The sequence below is a fragment of the Sphingomonas sp. PEI4 genome (assembly GCF_056679955.1).
Genome location: NZ_JBWXPI010000006.1, coordinates 113,681 through 139,175 on the forward strand (window position 1 = coordinate 113,681; position 25,495 = coordinate 139,175).

Consider the following 25,495-nt stretch of genomic DNA (forward strand, 5'->3'; position numbering starts at 1 on the left):
GAGTCAGAGCGCAACCGGTCCGTCGATCTGCTCATCCAGGTCGACCCGGACATGCTCGGCTAGCGCTGCCATGCGTTCGGCCAGAATGGGCGGGAAGGCGACAACGTTCTGCGAAGTGCGCAGCATGTCCTGTTCCAAGAAGCCTAGGAACGCTCCGATCACCGGATCGGCTTCCTCGACCTCGACGCGCCGAACGCTGACGCCATGCTCATCGACTACAAAGGCGATCTCACCGCCATAGCTGACCCCAAGCGCCTGGCGCACAGCCTTCGGCACGGTTGTCTGTCCCTTGGCAGTGATCCTGCTGCGCTCTTGAACGATGGTAGCCATGACAACCTCCAGATAGGGAATGTAAGGAATAATCCTTACTTTTACAATAAGAGGTTTTAGCTTGTAGCTGAGGCCGTCGTCGTCACTCTGGATGCCTGGCAGCACTCAACGCATGTAGGCATATAACGATCGGCTGTCGTCGAGCATGCTGATCGGGGTGGGGGTGATCCAGTCGCCTCCCAGCATGGGGTAGGGACCGTAAAACAGGTCGCCGAGCGCGCGCCTGTAATGCGCATTCATCCAGCGCCGGCGTCGATGTTCGGGACCGTCATGGATCATGTGGCATCGCTGGCAGAGCGCTGCCAGCTGGTGGAGCGCGCTGTCGCTGGGATCATGGTTGAGGTGAGCACAGGCCAGTACCACTGGGGTCCACCGGCCCTGTAGTAGAATGTTCTCTATAGGTCGTCGTACGCGCCGGCCTCGGCCGTTGCGCCAGCATTGCCGGCTCCGATCCCACCACCGTCCGTCGCCGAGGTGGAAGACCTTCTGCATATGGGGACGCCCACAATGCTCGCAGCGCCCCCCTGCCCGCACGAAGCGTATCTGGTGCGAGAGCTGGACCCAGTCGATCGGGTACAAGAACACGTGCTCAGGACGGATAGGCATCAGGCGCCCTCTTCCGAAGCGTCAGGTTGCGGAGTGCCCGGCATTATGGGGTCAGCGCCGCTGCGGTCAGCGCCCGGTGGTGAGCTTGGGTGGGCGGCCAAAGCGGACCCCCCTTGCCTTGGCTGCTACCCGCCCGCTGCTGGTGCGCTGGTGGATCAGCTCACGCTCGAACTCGGCGATGCCGGCGAACACGGTCAGCACCATGCGGCCCGCAGGCGAGGTCGTATCCGCCCAAGGCTCAGCCAGCGAGCGCAGGCCAGCGCCGGCCTCCTTCAGCTTCTCGGCAATGTCGAGCAGGTCGCGGGTGGAGCGTGCCAATCGGTCGAGCCGTGTCACTACCACCGTGTCTTCGTCGCGCAGCTGCTCGATCATCTTGGTCAGCTCGGGCCGGTCACGCTTCGCGCCCGAGATCTTCTCCTCGAACGTCCGCTTGCATCCGGCCACCTTCAACGCGGCGCGTTGCAGCCGGAGATCTTGGTCGTCGGTGGACACACGGGCGTAGCCAATCAGCATGTCGCAAAACTGTATCACAACAACAAAATTATGCATTCGACTTTTGCGACACCAGCACGTGAGAGAAGACGAGCGTCTGGCGCACTGTCGCGAAACTTAGCAGAATCCGGAACGGATACGGGGAGTCTAGACGATCTAGCATTCTGGGACGAATTCTGTGGACGGGTTTTCCGCGTGTTTTCCGCCCTGAGACCGGGTGTCCACAAAACCGTTCGTTTGCGGGACGTTCAATGCAAGCTTTTGATTATAATAGATTTTACTCGTTCGCGTTGTTTAGCGGAGGATTAGCGCTCTGCCCTCAGTAATGCGCGGGAGGTTCTATATCTATGATGAGATCCAGAAGTTCACGACGGACTTGATCAATTTCAAGCGCGCCATCGAGGTCTCCTCGCCTGATTTTGGTATCGACTTCACGCTGGGCGAGGAACGCAGCATCCACCCCGTACCGACTAATCATAGTGTAGGCAGCGGACTGTGCCGCAGGGAAGTTAGGTCGGTGGGAGACATTCATGATGCACCTCATTGATAGTCATCAATGTTCGAGCGATCGACTCATATCTTACGCAGAAACCTAAGACTGTCCTTGATATACCGTTATGGTAAAGAAAGTATTAATGGCCGCGTGGCCCTACAACACCGCACGCTGGCAGCGCCTGCGCCTCGCGCACCGCTTCCTCTTCCCCATGTGCGAAGGATGCGAGGCGATGCAGCGCCTACGCTCGCGAACACTGTCGATCACCGTGTAGATATCAGCGCTAATTGGCATGGTTCTGTCAGGGGTAAATGTTATTCCACGGCGTTCAATCAATCAGACTTTAGCCGGCGCGGTCCATTCGATCCGCGCAAGCGTGCCGAGCAAGGTCGAGCGCGGCACCTTGAAGGTTCGGCAGACAGACGCTTTGCTGGCCCCGCCATCGAGCGCGGCGGTGATCCGTTCGAGCGTCTCGGCGTCGATCATCGGCGGGCGACCACCCTGGCGTCCCCGGCGTTTGGCAGCGGCCAGTCCCGCCATCACTCGTTCGCGCGTAAGCGCGCGCTCATACTGTGCCAACGCGCCGAACAGCGAGAACAGCAATTCGCCGTGCGGCGTCGTCGTATCCATTTGCTCGGTCAGCGACCGGAACGCGATGCCTCGCGCCTTCAGGTCGGTGACGATCGTCAGCAGATGCGGCAGTGAGCGCCCGAGCCGGTCGAGCTTCCACACGATCAGCGTGTCGCCAGCGTTCAAATAGGCAAGGCACGCTTTCAGCCCCGGCCGATCGTCGCGCGCGCCTGATGCCTTGTCGGTATGGAGATGACGATGATCGACGCCGGCCGTGACCAGCGCGTCGCGCTGGAGATCGACCGTTTGGCGATCATCGGCCGACGAAACCCGCATATATCCGACCAGCATGTACGACAAACCCTCGAAAGCAAGTTTCCGCACACCCTATCAAAGCGACAGGGTTTGTCGATGGTTATGGGCTGAGGTGGGTATGGTTCGGCGAAAGAGTAGGTCCGGGGGTGTCGGCTATCATGTGTTTTCCGACAGTCTCAAGACGCTGCGGCAACCTATACCGGCGTCATGACCAAGATACTCGATACGGACAGGAGATCGCAGGGTTCACCTGAACCCTCATTTCTGCACCTGAACGACAGCGCTCGGCATCATCGGGTCGCCTGACGCAATGACGAGGTACCGGCGCATGTCGCCCTTCGCGTCGCTGACGATCTGGCGGAGCGGTCCGAGCGTGTTGACGATCGCGCCGCCCGCGGGATTGGTCATGAACTTTGCCAGAGGCTGGATCACGCCGCCACCATCAGCGCGGGAGGATAGCCCAAGGACATAGGGCATCTTTGGGCTGAGGCCCGCAACCGCCGCCTGCAGGATCTGGACTTGGCCTTGATCGAACAGCGTGACCTGGCTGCGGCCAGTCCCGGCGAGGGTCAGCTGGATCTTCATGCCGGCCTGTGCGAGCGGTATCAGGTTTGCACGGCCTTCGCCTACCGGCACCGCGCCGGGAACATAGGCCACGCCTTGCGGCCCCTGACCGATCGGAATCGTCGCGATGACGGTGTTGCTGGCGGTGTCGATCGCCGCAACAGCGTCGGCGTTCTCCAGCCCGACATAGATCCGCGAGCCGTCGCCCGACGGCCACAGACCGTGCGGCAGCGCGCCGACCGGGATGCTCGCGACCTGCACGAAGTCGGTGGTGCGGAACACCTTCACGACATTCTCGGTGCCGACCGTCACATAGGCGAACTGGCCGGCCTTGGTGCGGGCGATGTTGACGTGGTTGGTGATCGCGCCGGTGTCGAACGTCTTCAGCACTGCGAAGGGTGGCTTGGCGTCGAACACCATGACCTTGCCGACGTCCTTCAGCGTCAGCCAGACCTGCTTGCCGTCGGGCGTCGCGGCGATGTCGGGGCAGAACGGGCTTGCCTGCTTGACGCGACCGACGATCTTCTTCGAGGCGGTGTCGATCACCACGGTCTCGGGTGAGAAGCTCGAACAGACATAGCCGTATTTCCCGTTCGGCGAGAAGATCGTCATGCCGGGGCCGTTAGGTACGGGAATGCGCGTCGTTGGCGCGAACGTCTTGCCGTCGAGTACCTGAATGTAATCCTCGCCGCGCACCGCGACCCACACTTCGCGACCATCGGGACGGAAGAACGCCTCGTGCGGCGAGCGCCCGACATAGGTCGTGTGCTTCACGGCGTTGGTCGCGGTGTCGATGAACGTCACCGAGTTCGACCCGATGGAGATCACCGCCAGCGTCTTACGGTCGGGCGAGAAGCCCATGCCGTGGACGAGCAGCTGCCCCTTGTAGAGTGGGCTGAGATTGGCGGGGGTCTGGTCACCGAGCTTGATGACGCCGAGCAGCGTGTTGGTCGACGGATCGATCACCGACACGGTGTTGGAGAACTGGTCCGAGGTGTAGAACCGGTCCTGCGCGCTGACGGGTATGTCGGGGCTCGCGTTCGGAACCTGCTGCGCAAATGCCGGGGCCGAGAAAGACAGGGCGGCACAGGCGGTTAAGGTGAAACGCTTCATGGACGGTCTCCTTGATGGGGGTGACCGGTCGCGGTCGGTTCGGTGTGGGGCGGCAACGCGCCGCCTTCGGATAGGATGCTCTGCATCACCGCGATTTCCTGTCGTTGTTCGACGATGATTCCCTGCGCAAGCCGGCGCAGGCGTTCGTCTTTGCCATAGCGCAGTTCGACTTCGGCCATGTCGATCGCGCCCTGATGATGGGGAATCATCATCCTTGCGAAGTCGCGATCGGGATCGCTCGAATAACCGGTCATCATCGCGCCGTGCATCCGCGTCATCGCCGCATCCATAGCGGACGCGAAGCTGTCCGTTTGCGCTATAGCGGCCGTCGATCCGGACAAGGCTATCGCGATCAGCAAGGTCGTGCGTGATTTCATCGTCATGCCCCTAGTCATCCCATTTACGACACGCGAGCGATGATGCCGATAGTCGTTGCTAGCACGGCCATGCAGCCCGGGAGAAAGAGCATCTGTATAGCCGCTTCGCGCCCTGTGATCGTGCCCGTCAGGATATCGACCGGGCCCTTGATGAACTCCGAGAACGAACGGAGGGGTTCGCCGGGGGCGGGAGTATCGCTGAGTACGATGCCGCCAGCAATCAGACCGAAATACAGGATCATGAAGACCGACACGACCGTCAGGACGAGCGCCGTAGCTGCATCACGTGCGAAGAAGGTCCAGAAAGTCAGCAACATTGCTGCATACACGCCGACGAGCAAGCCCAACGTGGCAGGATGGACGCCGCGCGATGCGATGCCTGGAGCCGTTCTTTCCAGCTCGTCATAATTGCCTACATCCGGCACGATTGCGAGATGTCGACGCACAGGCTTAGGAGCAACGAGTGTCTCGGTAGCGAGATCGTAGATCGGCTGTGTTGCCATGAGGAAGTCTCCGCGCGTCTCGATGAATGCCGAGCGTGACAGGATAGATGATTGCGGCGGGGCGGTCGGTCCAACGCATAACCACGGTCATTCCAATCATTTAACAGGAACGGTCGGCGATCTATAATCGCGTTTTCGTATTGAAATCATCGCGACCATGCGTTGGACGCGAGGGACATATCGGTCGATCTAGCGGCATCGGACCGGCACGATCACCCGCCGGGTCCGTGATAAGGATCAAACGATGAAAGCTGCGATCGTTTTGGTTGCCGCGATGTTGGCCTCCGTAGCGCCAGTCCCGGCGATCGCTCAGGCCTATTGGGCTGCACCTGCGGCGGACGACTTTCCCTACGATATCAAGGCGGTTCAGGCACCGTGGTCGAAGGCTGATATCGACCTCAGCCATCATGACCGGATCTATGTGTCTGACCCTACATCGACGAAGATCGTTGTCATCGATCCTGCAGCGGGCAACGAACTGGGACGGATCGACCTCGCCAAAAGCGCGATAGCTGAGCCCAGCTTTTCCAGCCCCAAAGTCCAGCACCTGGCTGCAACGCGTGACGGGCGGACCCTGGCGGTATCGGCATTAGCGCAGCACAGTGTGACGCTCGTAGATCTGGCCACGAACACGGAACGAGGCCGGACCGTGTTCCAGACGTCGCCTACCGCCGTCGCGTTTACGCCCAATGGGCACGAACTCTGGGTTTCGCTCGGCGATGAACATGCCATCGCGGTCGTGGATCCTAAGACCGCGCGGGAGATCACCCGCGTACCAGCAAGTGGCGGAGCGGGCGCGACCATCCTGTCGCCAAACGGACGTTATGCCTTTGTATCGCTTACTGAAAGGCCGTCCATCCTGGTTGTCGACGTCGAGCATCGGCGCGTCGTCGGACACGTTGCCAGCAACGGTGCAGGTGCGGGAGCAATCGCGGTCTCGCCAGATGGCAAACAAATCTGGGCAACACGCCGCGAGAGCGGCACGACCACGGTCTTTGCTGCCAAACCGCCGTTTGCGGTACGCGAAGTGATAAACACTGGTCCAGCAACGGGCGCGGTCAACTTCGCCCAGCGCGCGGACGATTCCTTTGCCTATGTCAGCGTTGGCGGCGATCAACCTGCAATCAAGGTCTATAGAACCGACAGCCTGGAGGCTGTGACAACCATCCCGCTACAAGCGGCTCCGAGTGCGGTTTGGCCGTCGGGCGATGGTACGAGGATCTATGCCAGCCTGGCCGGAACCAACAAGGTCGCTGGGATCGACACGCTGACGTACACCACCGCGTCGACGATCCCGATCAGTACGGATGCGCAAAGCCTGATCTACGTTCCTGGTGCCGTGCGATCAGGAAAAGGTCTCGCCAATCTAGTGCCATCCGGGCGCGATGCGGCGCTTGCCCTGGCGGCGCGTTGATCGGTCTTACACCGTCTGTAATCTTCCAACGAAAGCCCTTTCCAAAATGACCAAGCCCCCCGTCAGGATCGCGATCAGCGGTGCCGCAGGACAAATTTGCTATTCGCTGCTCTTCCGGGTCGCGCAGGGTGACGTGTTCGGACCGGACCAGCCCGTTATCCTTCAACTGCTCGACGTGCCGCAGGCGATGGACGCAGTACGCGGCGTGGTCATGGAACTGGAGGATTGCGCGTTCCCGCTGCTGGCAGATGTGATCATTACTGATGATCCGATGGTGGCTTTCAAGGACATCGATGCGGCCATGCTGGTCGGGTCTCGTCCCCGCTCGAAGGGCATGGAGCGCCGTGATTTGCTCGCTGCCAACGCAGCGATCTTCAAGACGCAGGGCGCAGCGCTGGACGCAGTGGCCAAACGCGACGCCAAGATCCTGGTCGTCGGCAATCCCGCCAACACAAATGCCTGGATCCTTGCGCAAAGCGCACCGGGTTTTCCTGCCGAAAACATCACGTCGATGATCCGCCTCGATCACAACCGCGCGCAAGGACAGCTTGCGGCCAAGGCGGGTGTCGGTGTCGATGCGATTACGAAGCTCGTCGTCTGGGGAAACCATTCGCCAACGATGTTTGCCGACTGGGGGAATGCCGAACTCGATGGCCAAAAGCTTGCCGACCGTATCGGAGACGAGCCTTGGTACCGCGAAACGTTGATCCCCACCGTTGCGCAGCGCGGAACCGCGATCATCGAAGCACGGGGTGCGTCCTCGGCCGCGTCGGCCGCAAATGCAGCGATCGACCATCTGCGCGACTGGGTGCACGGCGCAGGCGATAATTGGGTGTCGATGGGCGTGGTGTCAGATGGCTCCTACGGTATCCCGCAAGGACTGGTGTGCGGCGTGCCGGTGCACTGCATGAGCGGTGGGTATGCGCTTATCGAAGGCCTTACCTTCGATCCGTTCCAGCGATCGATGCTCGATCGCACGATTGCCGAACTGGTCGATGAACGTGAGGCGGTTATCGACATTCTGAAATGACCAATCGGTATATCTGATTGGAATGACCGTAATCTTTGGTTGGTTCGATTGATCTCCTTTCCCTATCATTGGGGCAAGGAGATCGGGCATGACCCTCGAACAACTCAGGATTTTCGTCGGTGTCGCAGAGCGCGAGCACATGACGCGCGCTGCCGAAGCGCTCAATGTGACGCAGTCGGCCGCAAGCGCTGCCATCGCCGCGCTAGAAGCTCGGCACGGCGTGCCGCTGTTCCACCGGGTCGGCCGCGGGATCGAACTGTCCGAAGCGGGCCGCATGTTTCTGATCGACGCGCGCGCCGTCCTTGGCCGTGCGGCGAGCGCGGAACTTGCACTGGCCGAATATGCCGGGCTGGAGCGCGGCACACTGCGGCTGGTCGCAAGCCAGACGATCGCGGGCTATTGGCTGCCCCGCCAGCTAGCGGCGTTCCATGCGCGCTACCCCGCGATCACGATCGAACTGGCGATCGACAACACGGAAGGGGCCGCGGCGCGCGTGCTCGACGGCGCAGTCGAGCTCGGCTTCGTCGAAGGTGTGATCGACGAGCCCGCGCTCGCGCATTGGACGGTCGCGAACGACCGCATGGTGCTGGTTAGCAACCGCGCTGCCGACACGATCGACGAGGACTGGATCCGCGCCGCGCGCTGGATTATCCGCGAGCAGGGATCGGGCACGCGCTCGTCGTTCGAGGAGGTGTTGCGCCAGCGCGGCGTCGATCCGTCGGACCTCACCACCGCGCTGACCCTGCCGTCGAACGAGGCGGTCCGCAGCGCGGTCGAGGCTGGCGCAGGCGTCGCGGTCCTGTCGCAGCATGTCGTCGCACCTGCAATCGCGGCCGGAACGTTGCACGATCTGCCGCTCGGTCTGCCGCGGCGTCCGTTCTACGCGCTGAGGCACAAAGAGCGCTATCGTACCCGGGCGGCCGATGCGCTGACCGATCTCATCAAGGAGACTGGCAAGTGACCGCCGATTTGAAACCCGTTCTCGATGGCCTGAAGCCGCTCAGCCGGCTCGACTCTCCACGCGAGATGATCCGGCAGTTCACCCCCAACTGGTTCGCCGCGACGATGGGCACCGGCATCCTCGCGCTGGCCTTGCCGCAGGTTCCGGGGGTCGGCGCATCGCTGCACCCGGTCGGCGAGGCACTGTGGTATTTCAACATCGCGCTCTTCACGCTGTTCGCCGGGCTCTACACCGCGCGCTGGACCATGTTCGGGCACGAGGCGCGGCGGATCTTCGGGCACAACACCGTATCGATGTTCATCGGTACGATCCCGATGGGCCTCGCGACGATCATCAACGGGTTCCTGGCGTTCGGCCTGCCGCGGTTCGGCGCCGGCGTGATCCCGATCGCCGAGACATTGTGGTGGATCGACGTCGCGATGTCGCTCGCCTGCGGTGTAGCGATCCCCTACCTCATGTTTACCCGGCACGAACATTCGCTCGACGGCATGACCGCGGTGTGGCTCCTGCCAGTGGTCGCGGCCGAGGTCGCAGGCGCGAGCGGAGGCCTGCTCGCACCGCATCTGGCGGACGCCCATCATCAGTTCGTTGTGCTGGCGACCTCCTATGTCCTGTGGGCCTATTCGGTGCCGGTCGCGTTCGGCATTCTTGCGATCCTGATCCTGCGGATGGCTCTCCACAAGCTGCCGCACGAGAGCATGGCCGCCTCGAGCTGGCTCGCGCTCGGTCCGATCGGCACCGGTGCGCTCGGGATGCTGGTGCTCGGTAGCGACGCGCCCGCGATCCTCGCCGCCAACGGCCTCGGCCAGATCGGCGCAGTGGCGCAAGGAATCGGCACGATCGCCGGGCTGTTGCTCTGGGGCTTCGGCCTGTGGTGGCTGGCGCTCGCGACGCTGATCACGATCCGCTACTGGCGCGCGGGCATTCCGTTCAACCTTGGGTGGTGGGGCTATACCTTCCCGCTCGGCGTCTACACGGTCGCGACCTTCAAGCTCAGCACGACGCTCCAGCTCGGCTTTTTCGGGATCGTCGGCACCGTCCTCACGATCGCACTCGCCGCGATGTGGCTGCTGGTCGGCGCCAAGACGGTCGCAGGCGGCTGGCGCGGAAACCTGTTCGTGTCGCCCTGCATCGCCCAAGCCAATTAAAGGGCCGAACTGATCGTCCTGCCGGATCGAACCGGCGCATCCGATCGACCCGTACCGGGCAGACCGGCGGACAGGTCGCGCATACAGATCATGACAGAAACGGGAGAATGCTGGTGGACAGCCTGGATATGAAACTGGCGCAGGCGACGAACCGCCGTCGCTTTCTCGCAGAGGCTGCGATCGGCAGCGGCGCGTTGATCGCCGCACCCGCGCTGGCGCAGAGCATTGTCGATCTGCACCTGCCTGGCGGTCCGTCGGAACGACCGATGACCAGTGCGTTCCCTGGCAAGGGCAACATGATCCTCCAGCGTATCCACCCGCCTTTGCTGGAAACGCCGATGAGCGTGTTCAATGGTGACGTCTTCACGCCAAACGACCAGTTCTTCGTCCGCTGGCACTGGGCTGACATCCCCACCGCGATCGATGTCGAGGCGTTCCGGATCAAGGTGCACGGCGCGGTCACGCGGCCGCTGTCAATCTCGCTCGCGCAACTGCTGAAGTTGCCACGCGTCGAGCTGGCGGCGATCAACCAATGCTCGGGCAATTCGCGTGCGCTGTTCCAGCCGCCCGTTGCCGGTGCGCAGTGGCGTCACGGGGCCATGGGCAACGCCAAATGGCTCGGCGTGCGCCTGCGCGACGTGCTCGACATCGCCGGCGTGAAGCCGGGCGCGGTTGCAGTGCGGTTCGGTGCGCTCGACCAGCCGGTGGTCGCGGGTGGACCGGATTTCGCCAAGTCGCTGTCGATCGACCACGCACGCGACGGCGAAGTGATGCTCGCCTTCGGGATGAACGGCGAACAGATGCCGCTCCTCAACGGCTTTCCGGTCCGGCTGATCGTACCCGGCTGGTATTCGACCTATTGGGTCAAGATGCTGAACGACATCGAGGTGCTCGCCGCGCCCGACGACGGTTACTGGATGGCCAAGGCGTACAAAATCCCTGACACTCCAGGCGCGAACGTGCGGCCGGGCCAGAAGGATTTCCCGGCCGTTCCGATCAACAAGATGATCCCGCGCAGTTGGGTCACGAGCCTCGACGAAGGGCAGGCGATCGCGTTCGACCGGTCGATCCCGCTGGGCGGCATTGCGATGGGGGGCGATTGCGGCGTCGCCAAGGTCGATGTGTCGACCGACAACGGCAAGACCTGGTACAAGACGACGCTCGGCCCCGATCACGGCAAATACAGTTTCCGCCGCTGGGACGCGCAGGTGCCGCTCACGCATGCGGGCCCGACCAGGCTGATGTCGCGCTGCTGGAACACCGCCGGCATCGCGCAGCCGATGACGCCGATCTGGAACCCGGGCGGGTTCATGCGCGGCAACATTGAAACCACCAACATCGTCGTCGGCTGAGGAGCGCTCCCCCATGAAAACGCCTTCCATCGGCACGCTGTCGTTTGGGTTCGTCGGCGCGACCGTCGTTCTGCTACTTGCGATCGGTGCCCCGAACAGCCGCATAGCCCCGCCGCCTGCCGCCCCGGCCGCACCACCGCCGCCAAGCGTTTCGGCGCGCGGCTTCTCGCTGGCGTCCACCTCGGTCGATCTCCCGACCGACGAAGGGCAATATCCGGCTGGTCCGCATGCGGACGTCATCAACGCCAACTGCACCTCGTGTCATTCGGCGAGCATGGCGCTGAACCAGCCGCCACTCTCTTCCGACCAGTGGACCGCGGAGGTCACCAAGATGCGCGAGGTCTACAAGGCTCCCGTTGCACAGGCTGACGTGCCGGCGATCGTCGCTTATCTGACCGCCATGAGCGCAAAGCAGCCGGGTGCCGCGAAGGGCAAGGCGCAAGACCCCGATCCGAAGGCTGCGCCCGACGTATCGGGGGGATCAGGCTAAGCCCATCAACTCACGACACGCGGTTCTGCGCGCGAAGTGCTGTGCAGCGTGTACGTGTCTCGCGCAGTGTTGCATTGGGGGCAAGGCCGTTCGCGGGCACCTTGGGTATCGCAACGCGCTGCGACAGGTAGATGCCGTTGTGGCCCGAGCAGAGATAGGCCACGAAACAGGCGACGGCGATCGGCACCGCATAGCCGGCGCCGAACAGTTCGATTCCCATGAAGGTGCAGGCGAGCGGGGTATTGGCGGCCCCGGCAAAGACCGCGACAAAGCCGATCGCGGCGAACAGGCCCGTCGGCACGCCCAAGAAAGGCGCCAGCGCGTTACCGAGCGCTGCGCCGATGAAGAACAACGGCGTGACTTCACCGCCTTTGAAACCCGCGCCGAGCGTAACGACGGTAAACAGGAGCTTGATCGCCCAACTCCACGGATGCGTGTCCGGTCCGAAGAAGCTGGCGATGGTAAGGCTGTCGGGCCTCGCTGCCAGGACACCCAGGCCCAGATAGTCGCGCGTGCCGAACAAGAAGACGAGCGCGATAACGAAGACCCCGCCGATCACTGGACGTAGCGGACCATAGGGAACAATCCGCTTGAGCCATCCCCCGACCAGGTGGTTGGCTTCGGCGAAGGCCAGACCAACCAGTCCGAATATGATCCCCGCAACACCTGCCTCCGTCACGAGCAGCGCATCGACCGGTATCGACGCGCCGATCGGGTAGACACCGTGATGGATACCCCAGGCGAGGCACGTCCAATCTCCGACCAGCGCCGCAACGAGGCAAGGCACTAGCGCGGAGTATTCGACGCGGCCGATCGCCAGCACTTCGAGCGCGAAGACCGCGCCTGCGATCGGCGTGCCGAAGACCGCGCCGAACCCGGCTGCGATACCCGTCATCAACAGGATGCGCGTGCCGCCCGCATCGAGGCGGAGCGCGCGGCCGAAACCGCTGGCAAGGCTTCCGCCCAATTGGACGGCGGTGCCCTCACGTCCGGCCGAGCCACCGAAAAGATGCGTCACCACTGTGCCGAAGAAGATGAGCGGCGCCATCCGCAGAGGCACCCCGCCACCAGGCTCGTGGATCTGCTCCACGATCAGGTTGTTGCCGCCCTCCACCGAGCGCCCGGTGAGATGGTAGAGCAATCCGACCACGAACCCGCCCACCGGCAGCAGATAGAGCAGCCAGGGCGATGCGAACCGCAGTCGCGTAACGGTATCGAGGCTCAACAGGAACGCCGCACATAGCGTCCCGACGAGTGCCGCCATGGGCAGCAGGATCAGCGCCCAGCGCAGGACAGAGATCGCATGGTCGTGACGATCGCGCACGAATGCCGCAACGTTCAGCGTGTCGACCAGATTGCGAAAGGTAGCGCGCACAATTCCTCCTTGCTGCCTGACGGCGCCAAGTAGGAATCATCAGCTCATGTCAGAGCGGTTCGGCCAAATTGCCCGGCAGAAATCCAGTGCCGAGATCGATCTATGAGACGTTTGCCCCAACCGTCAATGGGCATGTTGGTCGGGCAAATGCTCGGACCTGTCAGTCGCCAGGGTCTATCTGAGCCCGTTATATGGACCGACCCGGGTACGCTACATGCGGGACCGATCGGTTTCGACCCGCGCGTCGTTTTCGGGCTGCGTCACAAGGGGCGATACCGCACGAAAGCCGCCGATGCGCTGCCGGGTCTGATCGGCCCGTAGCGTGGTTAGCGCTGCTGCGCTACGAGCGCGCCGTCCAGATGCCGACGAGCGCGGCCAGCGACACGAGCATAAGAAACCCGTTCATTACCAGGAGCAACGCCGCTGGCAGGCGCTTGATGTCGGGTCGTGGCGGCGGGGCGCCGGCACCCATCTCGCGCCACACCGCGGCGACAAAGCAAAAGGCGCTGAACAGGATCAGCATGGTCCCGGTCGCCGTCGCCAGCCACGGGAACACGACGTCCTTGAGCAGCGCGCGCGCGCCGATCCCGGAAGCGAGCGCCGCCAGTCCGGTACGCACCCAGGCGGCATAGGTGCGTTCACCGGCGAGGATTGTGCGGTCTGCGGCAAGCTCCGTGCGACGATCAGCGCTGTCCACCTGCTGGACTGCGCTGTCCTTCAGCGTGCTCGCGCTCTCCGCCAGCTTCGCATGGGCCCGATCGGCGTCGTGCGGCGCGTTCATCAGCCGGCGGTGACGGTGATGCGATGCCAAGCGGTCGAGAGATAGCCGGCGAAGTTCCAGATCGCCTCGGGTCGTTCGGGCTGCATCTGCCCGGCACCGTCGACGGCGCGCACGACCAGGACGTGGAGTCCGGGAGACAGATCGACCGTGACGTGCCACTGTGTCCAGCTCCAGGGTGCATCGGGTTCCGTGGTCAGTTCCGCCTGCAGCCAGTCGGTGCCTCCATTGACGGAGACCTCGACGCGAGAGACCGCTCGGCCGAAGGCGATCGCATAGCCCGCGATTCCGCACGCGCCGGCGCCGACATGCCCGCCGTCCACGGGCGAGCAGATCGCAGCGTTGAGCGGCATCTCCTCGATCGTCAGGCCCTCATCCCAGTCTGCGTCCTCCTTCGCTACCGATGCCGGAAAGAGTTTATAGTCCTTGGCCTGGATCGGCGCATCGGATGGGCGATCGCGCACCTCGATGCGCGTCAGCCACTTGGCGCTACGAACGCCCGCATAACCCGGCACGACGAGCCGCAGCGGTGCGCCATGTTCGGGGGCCAGCGCCTCGCCGTTCATCGCCCAGGCGATCAGCACGTCAGGCTCTAGTGCCTTGGCGATCGAGATCGAGGCACCGAACGGCGCCGTCTCACCATCGACATCGACGTCGTCGGCACCCGTAGTGCCGACGAACGACGCGCCGTCCTGGATGCCGGCCGCGGCGAGCACGTCGCGCAGTGCGACGCCGGTCCAAGCCGCATTGCCGATCGCGCCCACGTCCCAGGGATCGCCCGAAGTCTTTTCCACGTCTTGAAGATGTGCCCGACGATTGCCGGCGCACTGCATGGTCGCGGTCACTGTCCGGGTCGCAAATGCCGTTTGAAGTTCGGCGACCGTGTAGGAGCGCGGGCGGTCGACCAAGCCGTCCAGCGCTATACGATGATCGTCGGCCAGCTCCGGCGTAGGTCCGTGACTGCGGATGTAGAAATTCGCCTGCGGCGTCAGGAAGGACGTGATCAGTTTATCCGGAGGCGTTTCCGCATTGAGCGGCTCCGGACAGCGGAGGATTAGATTCTGTTCGGCGCGATCGGATGCGGTCATGCAAGCGGCCTACCATGATGAAATCAATAGCGAAATTGATCGTTTGGCTGGACGATGTCACCCAGACTCTTTCGATAGCCTATCCCTTTCTAGACGGGGGGAGCGATCGCCATGCCGTCGCGCAAGAGGCGCCGAGTGCAAGACAGCCTTTCCCGTAGATCGACTCAATGTGGCTGAGCTTGCTACGACGGCTTTGTCCCAAAAGTCGTCGCTAGGCACCAGGGATGACGGAAAACCCTATCGCCATCGCAGATGCGCGACAAACGGGTGTTTTCGGACACCCAAGCAGACCTGTCGGCGCTTAGCGTATATCTGGGTCCGTTCTATGTACCGACCCCAAAGTAGTGTTAGCAATTACGGAAAAAAGTCAGGCGTTGACAATAGAGCAGAGTTCGAGGGCTTCTTCGGCACTAACGGGCCGCCAATCGCGTTAGAGGAATAGGGCGGCAAGCTCCAGATTTTCGATGTTGCCATAACGTTCAGCATCCGCCTGGGATAGTGCTAGCTTCGATTGGCCGATCAGTGCTGGAATATAGATCCATAATCAGCCCAAGGTTCAGGCCGGCACCATCACCTCCAGTATGTCGTCCACCTTACCCACCGCGAACGCAGAATATTCGTCACCGATCGCATAGGGCAGCAGAATGCGACGGTCGTGGAGCATGCCGCCGCAGCTATAAGTGACGTTGGGTACGTAACCGCCGCGATGTTCGGCACTGGGGAACAGCAGAGGCGACGGTGTTCGGGCGAGGACCTTCGAGGGGTCGTCCCGGTCGAGCAGGCAGGCACCGACGCAATAGCCCCGGACCATCCCGACGCCGTGCGTGAAGACCAGCCAACCCTCGTCGATCTCGATCGGCGATCCGCAATTGCCTAGCTGCACAAATTCCCATGGGTATTTTGGCGCCATGATCGGCGTGCCGGTTTCCCAGGTGTAGAGATCGTCAGAACGTAGCAGCCAGATATTTTCGCTGTCCTGCCGCCCCAGCATTACGAACTGCCCGTCAATTCGACGGGGAAACAGGGCCATGCCCTTGTACCCGGTCATCGCGCCAGCCAGCGGCCGCATCTCTACCGTGCGCAGGTCGACGCCGCGTAGCATCTCCTGCCGCGCGTTCTTGCCGTCAAATGCGGTGTAGGTGCCAATGATGCTACGTACGCCGTCATGATCAGTGAAGTTGACAAGGCGTAGATCCTCTACCCCTTGTCGTTGGCTAGGCAGGACCGGGAAGATGATCGTTTCCGACACGTCTTCGCTATCTTCGCACACCAGTCTTACCCAACCATCGTCTTGCCGGTCGATCCGGGGCGGGACCGCTTCCGAACTGGGCGGATCAACCACGAGCCGATCGCCTGGCCCCCATTCGCCGGTGCGCATCGTAACAGACGAGATATGCCCTTCGCCGATTCCGCGCAGCGACATGACGAAGCGAACGGCACCCGGTACCGACGGGTCCTCCTTGGTCAGTGCGACGAGGCTGGGATTAAACAGGGCGGCGGACTCGAACGCATATTCTTGGCTGAAATAAGCACCGATCAGCAATTGCTCCTCCGCATCAAACTCGCCGTCACCGATGTCGCCCCGTACCTCTTCGAAACGGCGAAGTAGCACTTGTTCGACGTTGCGGTGCCGCTCACGCATCGGAGTCAGCAACGAATCGCGCATTCTTGCGCGCATTTTGGGCTCCAGTGCTCGGATGCGATCGACCACCACTTGCGGACGCGGCGGGTGATCACCTGCGAAGGCGGCGGGGTAGCCGAAGCTGAAAGGCCGGATCACGGTGCGCGACGGATTGGGTTTCAACTCAAGATCGAGCTTGGAGAAGACATCGGCAGCGTTCATCGGCAGCGGACCTTTCGGGCGGGGTCGCCAACGGATGTTGAAGACGCAAGGGATAACTGCGCTGGATCACTCACGATCCCTGGCTTTGTGACGATCTTGTGCCGGTCGGCATTTGCGGACTGATAAAGATTGAAAAGTTGGTCAAATTAAGCTGGTCTTCCTAAGGTATACTCTAAAGGAACCCGATTCGCACTGATTTGGGCAAATTGAGGGCGGCCGGACATTAACGCACCTTTTTGCCACAAGAGACGCGCGATGACACAGTCTGGCCAGGATTGCCGTCGCGCTTGTAAGCGGCTAATCAGCGTCGACGATGCTGTGTGCTGAGGTGGGTGCCGTCATGACGTTACAGATCAACATAACTCCGAACGGGCGCATGAGCCTGCCCGCAGACGTTCGTAAAAGGTTGGGTCTAACTGACGGCGGTGCGATCTATCTCGATGAAACTGAAGACGGGGTCGTCCTGCGAACCGCGAACCAGGCAGTGGCGAGAGCGCAGGCGCTGGCCAAGCAATATACCGGTGGAAATCCCGATGCCTCGGTCGACGCATTTCTCAACCGGCGCCGCGAGGAGAGCGGCGAATGACCGTGGTGCTGGACGCGTCCGCGCTCATCGCCATGATCAAGGGTGAGAAAGGATCCGCCAAGGTAGCGGCTGTGATCGCCGGTGCGCGGGTGAGCAGCGTGAATTACGCGGAAGTGGTCACCCATTTCATTCACGCTGGAATGCCTGAGCGGGAAGTCGATGCCATGCTCGACCCGTTGCCACTGACCGTGGTGCCGGCGGACAAGGTTCTGGCGCAAATCGCCGGGCGGCTGCACGCCATGACGGCTGAGGCGGGGCTTAGCCTTGGTGATCGCTTTTGTTTGGCACTGGCGCAGCGGGACGGGTTACCGGCATGGACGAGCGATCAGAACTGGAAGAAGATCGCTGACGCCGTCGAGGTCAAGGTTGTGACGATCCGGTAGCATCGTACGACCACGCGTCTGCTCCTTACGCATCACCAGCTAACTGCATCGGCAGGTACGGGGTAGGGCAGGGGAGACGGGTCCGTTCCCCCAGCTGTCCTTCCATCACTAGAAAGCTCTCATGCTACGCCTGATCCACACGGCTGACTGGCAACTCGGCAAGCCCTATGGTCGCTTCGACAGTGATGTCCGTGCGGCGCTCAGCGAGGCGCGCTTCGACGCGATCGATGCCATCGGCAAGGCCGCGGCCGAGCATGACGCTGCGCATGTCTTGGTCGCTGGCGACGTCTTCGATACCGAAGGGCCCGAAGATCGTGTCATCGTGCAGGCAGTGTCGCGGATGCAGCGATATGCCTGCACGTGGTGGCTGCTCCCCGGTAATCACGACTTCGCCCGCAACAGCGGTCTTTGGGACCGTGTCCGCGCAAAGGGGGCAACGAACATCCGCATCGTCACCGAGCCGATGCCCTGCGAGCTTGAGCCAGGGTACTGGCTCCTGCCAGCGCCGCTGACCCACCGGCACAATCTGGATGACCCGACGGCCTTGTTCGACACGATGGAGACGCCGGGCGCGACGCTTCGCATTGGCCTGGCCCATGGTTCGATCCGTGACTTCTCGTCGCGTGGCGAGGCGCAAAACCAGATTGCTCCCGATCGAGCCCAGCGTTCCAACCTGGACTATCTGGCGCTCGGCGACTGGCATGGAGCGCTGCGGGTCGACGCGCGCACCTGGTACTCGGGCACCCCAGAAACAGACCGCTTCCAGCGAGACGAACCTGGATATGCCCTGCTTGTGGCGCTTGAGCCAGGCGTGGAGCCCGTCGTGTTGCCGATCCGGACGGGCAGGTTCCAGTGGCTGATGCGGGAATGGACGATACCGGACGCGGATGGCTTTGCTGCTGAGTGCGAACGGCTGCTCGGACCGATCGAACCGTCGGCAACGCTCCTGCAGCTGTCGCTGGCCGGGATCGTCAGCCTGTCTGACCGGATCGCGATCCTCGGCAGGCTGGACAATGACCTGCGCCATCGTCTGCGCCATTTGGCGGTGACGGCGGATGATCTCGTCGGACGGCCGAGCGAGCAGGATCTGGCAGACCTTCAGGTCGAAGGGATGATCGGAACGGCTGCCGCAAAGCTGATGAGCATGATTGAGGTGGGGGGTGCCGACGGCGTCACCGCCAAGCGGGCGCTCGAGCGCCTGTTTGTAGAATATCAGCGCGGACAGGACGCAGCATGAGCCTCAAGATCCGGCGCATTGCGCTGACCAACTTTCGCAAGTTTCGCGATCCGTTCGTTCTCGATGGGCTCACCGACGGCCTGAACGTCATCATCGAGCCGAACGAGACCGGCAAGTCGACGCTGCTCGAAGCCATGCGTGCAGCCTTCTTCATTCGGCACAACACAGCCAACCGGCTGGCGCGCAGCTATGCGCCGCACGGTGAAGCCGTCGCGCCCCAGATCGAGATCGGCTTCGAGGCGAGAGGCGAAGAGTGGCAGGTCAACAAGCGCTTCCTGAAAGGTGCGTCAGTCGAGGTCCGTGGACCAAACGGCCGTGCACAGGGCGAAGATGCCGAAGCCCAGCTGCAGGCATTGCTCGGCGCGCGTCGCGACACGAGCCAGGCCGGTGATGCGGCAGCGCACGGCGCGCTGGGGCTGCTTTGGGTAGGCCAGGCCCAGGCGCTCGAAGTCACGGCTCCGGGTGACATAGTCCGTGACAGCGTGCGCGCCACGCTGGAGGCCGAGGTTGGTACGATCATGGGCGGTGCAGCCTACCAGCGTGTGAGGCCCCGCATCGACAGCCAGTTCGCAGACTATTGGACCACCACTGGCCGGCCTAGCGGTCGCCAGACGACAGCACGTACCGAGCATGACGCGGCCGAGAGCGCTGCGACCGAGGCGGCCACCCGGCTCGCCACCCTTGAACAGGGCTTCTCCGATCTTGAGGCAGCTCGGGCCAGGCTGAAGGTGTTGGACCGTGATCTTGCCGATACGACGGACGCAGATCGGCGAAAGGTTCTGGTTGGTCAGATCGACGTGGCGCGGTCCGCGGCGCAGCTGCGCGATACCCGACTGGCTGAGCAAGGCCGCCTTGCTGATCAGGTCAAGGGACTGGAGGATCTCACCGCGCGTCTCGCCGATGCTCGGAAGGCCGTCAGTGACACGGCCGCAGCGCTAAGCAAGGCCCGTGAGAAACGATCCGGCCTGGAAGAGGAATTGACCAGCACGCGGGAGCGAGCGGGTACGGCGCGTGATCGGCTGGCGACCGCCCGCGGCAACCGGCGCAAGGCGCACGCGGCGCTCGAGGGTTCCACCAAGTTGGTTGCCGCACGAGCACGTCACGTCGAGATCGCCCGGGTACGCCAGCGGCACGCCGAACTGCTTCCCCTCGAAGCCGAACTGGAGGCAGCGCGCGAACTTGGTGCGACAGTGATCCCCTCCAGCGTCATCAAGACGCTGGAGGAACGCGAACGTGGCGTCGACAAGGCGCGCGCGGCAGTTGAGGCGGGCGCGACCCGGATCGAGTTCGCAGGCGATGTCAGCGGCGTTCGGATCGATGGAATGCCGGTCGAGCGCGGTGACCAGACGCTATCGCGTGAGACGCGCATACAGCTTGGCGGCGCCGAGCTGATCATCCGGCCGCCAGCGGGGCTGCAAAGCGCCGAGACGGCACTCGCCAACGCCCGCGACGATCTGGGCGCGGCCTTGGCTGACCACGGGGTGACGAGTGTCGCTGACGCCCGATCACGTAACGAGGTCGCGCGTGATGCTGTCGCCAACGTGCGAACACTCGAAGCGCGGATAGTAGGACTCACGCCGGCGGTGCCGTTGCTCGGTCTCGCCGCCGGTGCTTCGGCCCTGAAGACCTTCATGGCAGGATTGCCGAATAGCGCGGAAGGGGAGGGCAGTGAGGAGGGACCGGACGTCAACGCATTGACGGTGATTGCGGCGGAGGCGGACTCAGCGCTCGCAAGGGCGGAGGGTGTGGATGAGGCGGCGTCTGCGCAACTGCGCGACCTGGAAGCGCGCAATGCGCCGCTGATGGTTCAGGCAGCTGGCGCCGAGCGTGATGCTGTCAACGCCGTAGCGCAGCTCGCTGCTCTGCAAGCTAAGCCTGAGGTAGATCGCCTGGATGAGGCTCTGCTGGAGGCGCGTCAGCGGGAAGCGGCAGCACTCGTCAGTCTGCAGGACGCCGAACGTGCTGCGACGGCGCATGACGTGGCGGCGATCGAGCGCCAGATCGGGGTGTTGGACAAACGTGTCGAGGTCGCCAGGACGCAGCGCATCGATCTGGAGAAGGTGATCGCCGGGCTCGAGGCGCGGATCGAGGCGGAAGGCGGCAAGGGACTGGCGGACCGCGCCGCGGCTGCGCGAGAAGAAGCGGATGCTGCGGCCGCCAACCTGGCGCGCGTGACGCAGGAGGCGGAAACGCTGAAGCTGCTTCGCGACACCCTGGAAGGTGCGCGAGCAGAGACCTCACGGACGTTCGTCGGGCCGGTTGCGCGGCGCGCACGCCGGCATATCGAACGGCTCCTGCCTGGCTGCGATCCGAGCTTCGGTGATGATCTGGGCCTCACGTCGATCATGCGCGGCGGGCTCGGTGAAAATTGCGGTGACCTTTCCCGGGGTACTCAGGAACAGCTTGCGGTGCTCACTCGGCTGGCTTTTGCCGACATGCTGCTGGAGCAGGGTGTGCCGGTGTCGCTGATCCTGGACGATCCGCTCGTCTATTCGGACGACGCCCGCCTTGATCTGATGACCGAGATCCTGACCGATGCTGCGACGCGAATGCAGGTCATTCTGCTGACCTGTCGCGATCGGGCCTTTAGGCATCTCGGCAGCCGCATAACGCTGACGGGAGTCGAGTAGCGACGCAAAGCGGAACGTCGGTTTTTCGGCAAAACTGGTGGATAACAGACTGACCGTTTTGGAGCGGCGACTGCCGTAAGCTGCCGTTCATTCAGGTGCCGCCGGGCGCTGAACAGCCGCACTCTGGGACAATCAACGTAAGCGTGGTCTGAAGGTCGCCTTGTAGGCGGAGCGTTCGACGGGTTGATGGCGGCTCTTTGAACGGGGCCGTGATGTCAGACGAGACTATCGAACCAGCCGCAGATGTAGCGAGTAGTCATACGACCGGTCGTATGAGTGGTCGTATCGAGATTGTCGGTCGGGTGTCGGGTCGACGCCGCTGGACGGTCGAGCAGAAGCTGGCGATCCTACGCGATGCGTTTGGGCCGGATGGGTCGATCAGGGCGGCGGTCGAGCGTCACGAGGTCGGCAGCGGCGCGATCTACACCTGGCGGCGTCAAGCTATGTCGGGTGCACTGAGCGGAGTGCCGGCCCGGCCCCAGACCGCATTTGCTGAAGTCCGGATCAGCGAGCCGCCCGTGATGCTGTCGGCGCCGCCCGTCGAGGTGGCAGCGGACGCCCGGACCACGGGGCAGATCGGCATCGAGCTGCCTTCGGGTGTCCGACTGACCGTCGACGGCACGGTCGACGCCGAGGCGCTGTCGCGCGTGATCAGCGTGCTGGCGCGATGATCCCGCAGCCGACATCGACGCGGATATTCCTGGCGTGCGGCGTCACCGACATGCGCAAGGGCTTCGATGGCCTGGCGGTATTGGTGCAGCAGGTGCTCCGGGAGAAACCACATTCCGGTGCGCTGTTCGCGTTCCGCGGCAGGCGCGGCGACCTGATCAAGTTGCTATGGTTCGACGGTCAGGGACTTTGCCTGTTTTCGAAGCGGATGGACCGGGGCCGTTTTGTCTGGCCGGTGACCGCGACCGGCACAATGGCGCTGACATCGGCGCAGGTCTCGATGCTTCTGGAGGGCATCGACTGGCGCCGCCCCGAGCGGACTTGGTCACCAACATTGGCAGGCTAAAAACATAGCTTTTCTGCCATTTTTGCTCGTGTGAGAGTGGGCGAACTGCTATGAAAATGAGGTGTCGCAAGCCCCTCTTGCCCCATCTGATGCCGAGGCCCGGATTGCCGTGCTGGAGGCGTCGCTCGCCCGGGCCAATGCAGCACTTGCCGCTCGCGACCTGCTCATCGAGACACTGCGTGGTCAGATCGCCCGGCTGCGGCGGATGCAGTTCGGCGCATCCTCCGAGAAGCTGACGCGCGAGATTGCTCAGCTCGAACTCGCGCTCGAGGAACTGGAAACCGAGAGCGCAGTCCCGGAGACCGGCGCAGCCTTGTCAGACACGCCCGGGCGACCGGCATCAGTCCGTGCGTTGCCCGACCACCTGCCACGCGAGGAGGTCGTCCACGAACCCGCCTCCGGCGCCTGCACATGCCCGGACTGCGGCGGTACGTTACGCCGTCTCGGGCAGGACGCCCATGAGATGCTCGACGTCCTGCCGGTGCACTGGCGCGTGGTGCGGAACGTCCGACCGAAATACAGCTGCCGGACGTGTGAGAAGATCGTCCAGGCGGCTGCCCCGGTGAAGGCAGTCGCACGCGGAAAGGCGACATTCGCAACGCTGGCCCATGTCGTCGTCTCGAAGTTCGAACATCACCTGCCGCTTTATCGGCAGTCCGAGATGATGGCGGCCCAAGGCTTGGACATCGACCGCTCGACGCTGGCGGGCTGGGTCGGTCATGCAGCCGCGCTGCTTGACCCCATCGTCAGTCGCATCCGCGAGGAAGTGCTGAAAGGCGACAAGATCCACGCGGACGACACGCCAGTCCCGGTGCTCGACCCAGGCCGCGGACGCACCGCGACCGGGCGACTATGGGTCTATGCAGTCGATGACCGCGCCTCCGGTAACACGGCTCCGCCAGCGACATGGTATCGCTTCACGACCGACCGTACCGGTGCACATCCGCAAGCCCATCTCGCCGGATTTCGAGGCTTCCTCCAGGCCGACGCCTATGCCGGTTACGACGGGCTCTATCGAAGCGGCGTCACAGAAGTCGCGTGCTGGGCCCATTTCAGGCGCAAGGTGTTCGACCTGCACGAGCGGGTTGCCACGCCGCTGACCACCGAGATTCTTGAACGCATCGGTGCCTTGTACAGCATAGAGGCCGAGGTCCGCGGCAGGCCGCCTGACGTGCGGCTGGCGGCGCGGCAGAACCGGACGAAGCCGCTAGTCGATGCGCTGCGCGAGGCACTGGACGCAGCACTGCGCCGCCTGTCGCCAAAGTCCGACATGGCCAAGGCTATCGCCTATGGCACGAAGCGATGGCTCGCACTGTGTCGCTTCCTCGATGACGGGCGCCTGGAGATCGACAACAACATCGCCGAACGCGCGTTGCGCGGCGTTGCCGTCGGACGGCGAAACTGGCTGTTCGCTGGTTCGAAAACGGGCGGCGAGCGCGCCGCGGCGATCTACACCGTCATCCAGACCTGCAAGGCCAACGGCGTCGACCCGCAGGCCTACATCGCCGACGTCACTGGGAAGATCGCAGCGGATTGGCCGGCCGCGCGATGGGACGAACTCATGCCCTGGAACTGGTCCGCGCAAACCGCAGAGCCAGTGGCGCAAGCCGCGTAATCTGCGGTCTGCCGGCCACGCTTACCAATCAACTCTTCACTGTTCGGGCGTTAGGACCTGTTTCCGCATGCTTCCATGAGATAGAGGACGACCCTAGGTCCTACGGCCGCGTTTTTAGCTTGAAGGGGCCGAGGTGCTCGTGCCGTCGGATCTCTCGACGGAGACGCGCGGGAGCCAGCAGCAGTGCGCCATGTTCCTGTTCCAGGGTTACATGTCAACGGCGGAGCAAAACCAGGCCAGCGGGGCGGAGTAAAAGCAGGCCACTTGAGGCGCGCGCTGACTATATGAAAAGGGCCCCGATCGGGGCCCTTTTCATATAGTTGCCGTCATCGGTCTAGCGGTCAGGGCGATAGTATCTCGCCGGTGTCCGGGTCGGACAGGACACAGGCCTGGTTTTGCTCCGCCCCGCGTCGTCGGCGTCCGGTGGACTGCTTGAGGCGGTAGCTGTCGCCGTTCATGGTCAGGATGGTGGCGTGGTGGGTGAGCCGGTCGAGCAGCGCGCCGGTCAGCCGCTCGGAAGCAAGCACCTGCGTCCAGTCCTCGAACGGCAGGTTGGAGGTGATGATAGTCGAGCCGCGCTCGTAACGCTGCGACAGCACCTCGAAGAGCAGCTCGGCGCCGGTCGGGGACAACGGAACGTAGCCCAGTTCGTCGACGACGAGCAGCTTCACGGCTGCCACCTCACGCTGAAGCTTGAGCAGCCGTCGCTCGTCTCGTGCCTCCAGCAGCTGGTTCACCAGCGAGGCGGCGGTCGTGAAGGCGACCGTGAAGCCCTTCTGGCAAGCCGCCAGGCCGAGCGCGATGGCGACATGGGTCTTGCCTGTCCCGCTGTTGCCGAGCGCGATGACGTTCTCGCGGCGCAGGATATATTCGCACCGGGCAAGCTCGATGACCATCATCTTGTTCAGGCTGGGGATGGCGGTGAACTCGAACGTGTCGAAGCTCTTCAGCGCCGGAAAGCGGGCCGCGCGGATCCGTCGCTCGATGGTCCGGCGCTCGCGGTCGATGAGCTCTAACTCGATGAGCCGCAACAGGTAGCGGGTGTGGTCGACCCCGCCTTGCGCGCATTCGCGCGCGACCTTCTCATATTCGCGCAGGATGGTCGGCAGTTTGAGCTGCTTGAGATGATGGGCGAGCAGAACCTGTGGCGTGCCGGCCATCGTGCCTACCGGCATGGCGTCCTTGGT

At 63.2% G+C, this 25,495-nt stretch carries 25 protein-coding genes, 1 pseudogene and 1 riboswitch; of the genes and pseudogenes, 14 read left to right on the forward strand and 12 right to left on the reverse strand.

Annotation, left to right across the window (positions count from 1 at the left end; genetic code table 11):
* Positions 1 to 3: 3 nt before the first annotated feature.
* The 3 genes and pseudogenes from AC1MLZ_RS24595 to AC1MLZ_RS24605 form a co-directional block, all read right to left on the reverse strand.
* A complete protein-coding gene (locus AC1MLZ_RS24595; RefSeq protein ID WP_480962447.1) occupies positions 4 to 435 on the reverse strand; it encodes a type II toxin-antitoxin system PrlF family antitoxin in 432 nt (143 codons plus the stop codon).
* Positions 436 to 936: a hypothetical protein gene (locus AC1MLZ_RS24600; RefSeq protein WP_480962448.1), complete on the reverse strand. Its 501-nt coding sequence runs from the start codon at positions 934 to 936 to the stop codon at positions 436 to 438.
* A 78-nt stretch (positions 937 to 1,014) separates the two neighbouring features.
* Positions 1,015 to 1,449: pseudogene (locus AC1MLZ_RS24605) on the reverse strand (recombinase family protein); the annotation flags it as partial.
* A gap of 596 nt (positions 1,450 to 2,045) precedes the next feature.
* Between AC1MLZ_RS24605 and AC1MLZ_RS24610 the strand changes: the two are divergent.
* Positions 2,046 to 2,195, forward strand: a complete 150-nt coding sequence (locus AC1MLZ_RS24610) for a hypothetical protein (protein ID WP_480962449.1) — start codon at positions 2,046 to 2,048, stop codon at positions 2,193 to 2,195.
* Between the two features lie 62 nt (positions 2,196 to 2,257).
* Here the strand turns inward: AC1MLZ_RS24610 and AC1MLZ_RS24615 are convergent, their stop codons facing one another.
* From AC1MLZ_RS24615 to AC1MLZ_RS24630, 4 genes are all read right to left on the reverse strand, one after another.
* The gene (locus tag AC1MLZ_RS24615; protein WP_480962450.1) at positions 2,258 to 2,842 is read right to left on the reverse strand and encodes a recombinase family protein; all 585 of its coding nucleotides are present in this window, start codon (positions 2,840 to 2,842) and stop codon (positions 2,258 to 2,260) included.
* A 222-nt stretch (positions 2,843 to 3,064) separates the two neighbouring features.
* Positions 3,065 to 4,483, reverse strand: a complete 1,419-nt coding sequence (locus AC1MLZ_RS24620) for a YncE family protein (protein ID WP_055879837.1) — start codon at positions 4,481 to 4,483, stop codon at positions 3,065 to 3,067.
* Positions 4,480 to 4,866, reverse strand: coding sequence for a CopM family metallochaperone (gene copM / locus AC1MLZ_RS24625; RefSeq protein ID WP_480962451.1), 387 nt, complete (start codon positions 4,864 to 4,866; stop codon positions 4,480 to 4,482). The genes AC1MLZ_RS24620 and copM overlap by 4 nt, the downstream gene beginning before the upstream one ends.
* 17 nt (positions 4,867 to 4,883) lie before the next feature.
* Positions 4,884 to 5,363, reverse strand: a complete 480-nt coding sequence (locus AC1MLZ_RS24630) for a hypothetical protein (protein WP_156348345.1) — start codon at positions 5,361 to 5,363, stop codon at positions 4,884 to 4,886.
* Positions 5,364 to 5,607: 244 nt separating this feature from the next.
* Between AC1MLZ_RS24630 and AC1MLZ_RS24635 the strand changes: the two genes are divergently transcribed.
* The 6 genes from AC1MLZ_RS24635 to AC1MLZ_RS24660 all read left to right on the forward strand — a co-directional run bounded on the left by AC1MLZ_RS24635 (position 5,608) and on the right by AC1MLZ_RS24660 (position 11,758).
* Entirely contained in the window at positions 5,608 to 6,777 is a 1,170-nt protein-coding gene (locus tag AC1MLZ_RS24635) for a YncE family protein (RefSeq protein ID WP_480962452.1), read from the forward strand.
* Positions 6,778 to 6,823: 46 nt separating this feature from the next.
* Positions 6,824 to 7,807, forward strand: coding sequence for a malate dehydrogenase (locus AC1MLZ_RS24640; protein ID WP_056421038.1), 984 nt, complete (start codon positions 6,824 to 6,826; stop codon positions 7,805 to 7,807).
* Positions 7,808 to 7,895: 88 nt separating this feature from the next.
* A complete protein-coding gene (locus AC1MLZ_RS24645) occupies positions 7,896 to 8,768 on the forward strand; it encodes a LysR family transcriptional regulator (protein ID WP_055843145.1) in 873 nt (290 codons plus the stop codon).
* Positions 8,769 to 8,833: 65 nt separating this feature from the next.
* Positions 8,834 to 9,916, forward strand: coding sequence for a TDT family transporter (locus AC1MLZ_RS24650; RefSeq protein ID WP_480962469.1), 1,083 nt, complete (start codon positions 8,834 to 8,836; stop codon positions 9,914 to 9,916).
* Between the two features lie 107 nt (positions 9,917 to 10,023).
* On the forward strand, positions 10,024 to 11,268 hold the full coding sequence (locus tag AC1MLZ_RS24655; RefSeq protein ID WP_197983136.1) for a molybdopterin-dependent oxidoreductase: 1,245 nt from the start codon (positions 10,024 to 10,026) through the stop codon (positions 11,266 to 11,268).
* Positions 11,269 to 11,281: 13 nt separating this feature from the next.
* Complete coding sequence (locus tag AC1MLZ_RS24660; RefSeq protein ID WP_031439129.1) at positions 11,282 to 11,758, forward strand: hypothetical protein; 477 nt, start codon at positions 11,282 to 11,284, stop codon at positions 11,756 to 11,758.
* Between the two features lie 10 nt (positions 11,759 to 11,768).
* On the opposite strand, the gene AC1MLZ_RS24665 is transcribed toward AC1MLZ_RS24660, so the two are convergent.
* The 4 genes from AC1MLZ_RS24665 to AC1MLZ_RS24680 form a co-directional block, all read right to left on the reverse strand.
* Positions 11,769 to 13,133 carry a voltage-gated chloride channel family protein gene (locus AC1MLZ_RS24665; RefSeq protein WP_480962453.1) on the reverse strand — a complete coding sequence of 455 codons (1,365 nt, stop codon included), beginning with the start codon at positions 13,131 to 13,133 and terminating at the stop codon, positions 11,769 to 11,771.
* 23 nt (positions 13,134 to 13,156) lie between these two features.
* Positions 13,157 to 13,233: riboswitch (Fluoride riboswitch) on the reverse strand.
* Positions 13,234 to 13,473: 240 nt separating this feature from the next.
* On the reverse strand, positions 13,474 to 13,914 hold the full coding sequence (locus AC1MLZ_RS24670; RefSeq protein ID WP_267396387.1) for a YidH family protein: 441 nt from the start codon (positions 13,912 to 13,914) through the stop codon (positions 13,474 to 13,476).
* Positions 13,914 to 14,999: a sulfite oxidase gene (locus AC1MLZ_RS24675; protein ID WP_267396386.1), complete on the reverse strand. Its 1,086-nt coding sequence runs from the start codon at positions 14,997 to 14,999 to the stop codon at positions 13,914 to 13,916. The genes AC1MLZ_RS24670 and AC1MLZ_RS24675 overlap by 1 nt, the downstream gene beginning before the upstream one ends.
* 556 nt (positions 15,000 to 15,555) lie before the next feature.
* The gene (locus AC1MLZ_RS24680; protein WP_480962454.1) at positions 15,556 to 16,842 is read right to left on the reverse strand and encodes a glycoside hydrolase family 130 protein; all 1,287 of its coding nucleotides are present in this window, start codon (positions 16,840 to 16,842) and stop codon (positions 15,556 to 15,558) included.
* Between the two features lie 340 nt (positions 16,843 to 17,182).
* Here AC1MLZ_RS24680 and AC1MLZ_RS24685 point away from each other — a divergent pair, with 340 nt between their 5' ends.
* The 7 genes from AC1MLZ_RS24685 (at position 17,183) to tnpC (ending at position 24,308) form a co-directional block, all read left to right on the forward strand.
* Positions 17,183 to 17,428, forward strand: a complete 246-nt coding sequence (locus AC1MLZ_RS24685; protein ID WP_480962455.1) for an AbrB/MazE/SpoVT family DNA-binding domain-containing protein — start codon at positions 17,183 to 17,185, stop codon at positions 17,426 to 17,428.
* Positions 17,425 to 17,811 carry a type II toxin-antitoxin system VapC family toxin gene (locus tag AC1MLZ_RS24690; RefSeq protein ID WP_480962456.1) on the forward strand — a complete coding sequence of 129 codons (387 nt, stop codon included), beginning with the start codon at positions 17,425 to 17,427 and terminating at the stop codon, positions 17,809 to 17,811. The genes AC1MLZ_RS24685 and AC1MLZ_RS24690 overlap by 4 nt, the downstream gene beginning before the upstream one ends.
* Before the next feature lie 121 nt (positions 17,812 to 17,932).
* Positions 17,933 to 19,048 carry a metallophosphoesterase family protein gene (locus tag AC1MLZ_RS24695; RefSeq protein WP_480962457.1) on the forward strand — a complete coding sequence of 372 codons (1,116 nt, stop codon included), beginning with the start codon at positions 17,933 to 17,935 and terminating at the stop codon, positions 19,046 to 19,048.
* The gene (locus AC1MLZ_RS24700; RefSeq protein WP_480962458.1) at positions 19,045 to 21,678 is read left to right on the forward strand and encodes an AAA family ATPase; all 2,634 of its coding nucleotides are present in this window, start codon (positions 19,045 to 19,047) and stop codon (positions 21,676 to 21,678) included. The genes AC1MLZ_RS24695 and AC1MLZ_RS24700 overlap by 4 nt, the downstream gene beginning before the upstream one ends.
* Before the next feature lie 272 nt (positions 21,679 to 21,950).
* Positions 21,951 to 22,349 carry an IS66-like element accessory protein TnpA gene (gene tnpA, locus AC1MLZ_RS24705; RefSeq protein ID WP_480962459.1) on the forward strand — a complete coding sequence of 133 codons (399 nt, stop codon included), beginning with the start codon at positions 21,951 to 21,953 and terminating at the stop codon, positions 22,347 to 22,349.
* Complete coding sequence (gene tnpB, locus AC1MLZ_RS24710) at positions 22,346 to 22,693, forward strand: IS66 family insertion sequence element accessory protein TnpB (RefSeq protein ID WP_480962460.1); 348 nt, start codon at positions 22,346 to 22,348, stop codon at positions 22,691 to 22,693. Before tnpA ends, tnpB begins: the two co-directional genes overlap by 4 nt.
* Positions 22,694 to 22,754: 61 nt before the next feature.
* Positions 22,755 to 24,308, forward strand: a complete 1,554-nt coding sequence (gene tnpC / locus AC1MLZ_RS24715) for an IS66 family transposase (RefSeq protein WP_253070056.1) — start codon at positions 22,755 to 22,757, stop codon at positions 24,306 to 24,308.
* Between the two features lie 341 nt (positions 24,309 to 24,649).
* Here the strand turns inward: tnpC and istB are convergent, their stop codons facing one another.
* The gene (istB, locus tag AC1MLZ_RS24720) at positions 24,650 to 25,483 is read right to left on the reverse strand and encodes an IS21-like element helper ATPase IstB (RefSeq protein WP_480962470.1); all 834 of its coding nucleotides are present in this window, start codon (positions 25,481 to 25,483) and stop codon (positions 24,650 to 24,652) included.
* Positions 25,484 to 25,495 lie beyond the last annotated feature (12 nt).

Coding starts and splice junctions, on each gene's coding strand:
- AC1MLZ_RS24600 (WP_480962448.1), bottom strand. CDS start 936: ATGCCTATCCGTCCTGAGCACGTGTTCTTGTACCCGATCGACTGGGTC.
- AC1MLZ_RS24610 (WP_480962449.1), top strand. CDS start 2,046: ATGGTAAAGAAAGTATTAATGGCCGCGTGGCCCTACAACACCGCACGC.
- AC1MLZ_RS24615 (WP_480962450.1), bottom strand. CDS start 2,842: ATGCTGGTCGGATATATGCGGGTTTCGTCGGCCGATGATCGCCAAACG.
- AC1MLZ_RS24620 (WP_055879837.1), bottom strand. CDS start 4,483: ATGAAGCGTTTCACCTTAACCGCCTGTGCCGCCCTGTCTTTCTCGGCC.
- copM (WP_480962451.1), bottom strand. CDS start 4,866: ATGACGATGAAATCACGCACGACCTTGCTGATCGCGATAGCCTTGTCC.
- AC1MLZ_RS24630 (WP_156348345.1), bottom strand. CDS start 5,363: ATGGCAACACAGCCGATCTACGATCTCGCTACCGAGACACTCGTTGCT.
- AC1MLZ_RS24635 (WP_480962452.1), top strand. CDS start 5,608: ATGAAAGCTGCGATCGTTTTGGTTGCCGCGATGTTGGCCTCCGTAGCG.
- AC1MLZ_RS24640 (WP_056421038.1), top strand. CDS start 6,824: ATGACCAAGCCCCCCGTCAGGATCGCGATCAGCGGTGCCGCAGGACAA.
- AC1MLZ_RS24645 (WP_055843145.1), top strand. CDS start 7,896: ATGACCCTCGAACAACTCAGGATTTTCGTCGGTGTCGCAGAGCGCGAG.
- AC1MLZ_RS24650 (WP_480962469.1), top strand. CDS start 8,834: ATGATCCGGCAGTTCACCCCCAACTGGTTCGCCGCGACGATGGGCACC.
- AC1MLZ_RS24655 (WP_197983136.1), top strand. CDS start 10,024: ATGCTGGTGGACAGCCTGGATATGAAACTGGCGCAGGCGACGAACCGC.
- AC1MLZ_RS24660 (WP_031439129.1), top strand. CDS start 11,282: ATGAAAACGCCTTCCATCGGCACGCTGTCGTTTGGGTTCGTCGGCGCG.
- AC1MLZ_RS24670 (WP_267396387.1), bottom strand. CDS start 13,914: ATGAACGCGCCGCACGACGCCGATCGGGCCCATGCGAAGCTGGCGGAG.
- AC1MLZ_RS24675 (WP_267396386.1), bottom strand. CDS start 14,999: ATGACCGCATCCGATCGCGCCGAACAGAATCTAATCCTCCGCTGTCCG.
- AC1MLZ_RS24680 (WP_480962454.1), bottom strand. CDS start 16,842: ATGAACGCTGCCGATGTCTTCTCCAAGCTCGATCTTGAGTTGAAACCC.
- AC1MLZ_RS24685 (WP_480962455.1), top strand. CDS start 17,183: ATGACGTTACAGATCAACATAACTCCGAACGGGCGCATGAGCCTGCCC.
- AC1MLZ_RS24690 (WP_480962456.1), top strand. CDS start 17,425: ATGACCGTGGTGCTGGACGCGTCCGCGCTCATCGCCATGATCAAGGGT.
- AC1MLZ_RS24695 (WP_480962457.1), top strand. CDS start 17,933: ATGCTACGCCTGATCCACACGGCTGACTGGCAACTCGGCAAGCCCTAT.
- AC1MLZ_RS24700 (WP_480962458.1), top strand. CDS start 19,045: ATGAGCCTCAAGATCCGGCGCATTGCGCTGACCAACTTTCGCAAGTTT.
- tnpA (WP_480962459.1), top strand. CDS start 21,951: ATGAGTGGTCGTATCGAGATTGTCGGTCGGGTGTCGGGTCGACGCCGC.
- tnpB (WP_480962460.1), top strand. CDS start 22,346: ATGATCCCGCAGCCGACATCGACGCGGATATTCCTGGCGTGCGGCGTC.
- istB (WP_480962470.1), bottom strand. CDS start 25,483: ATGCCGGTAGGCACGATGGCCGGCACGCCACAGGTTCTGCTCGCCCAT.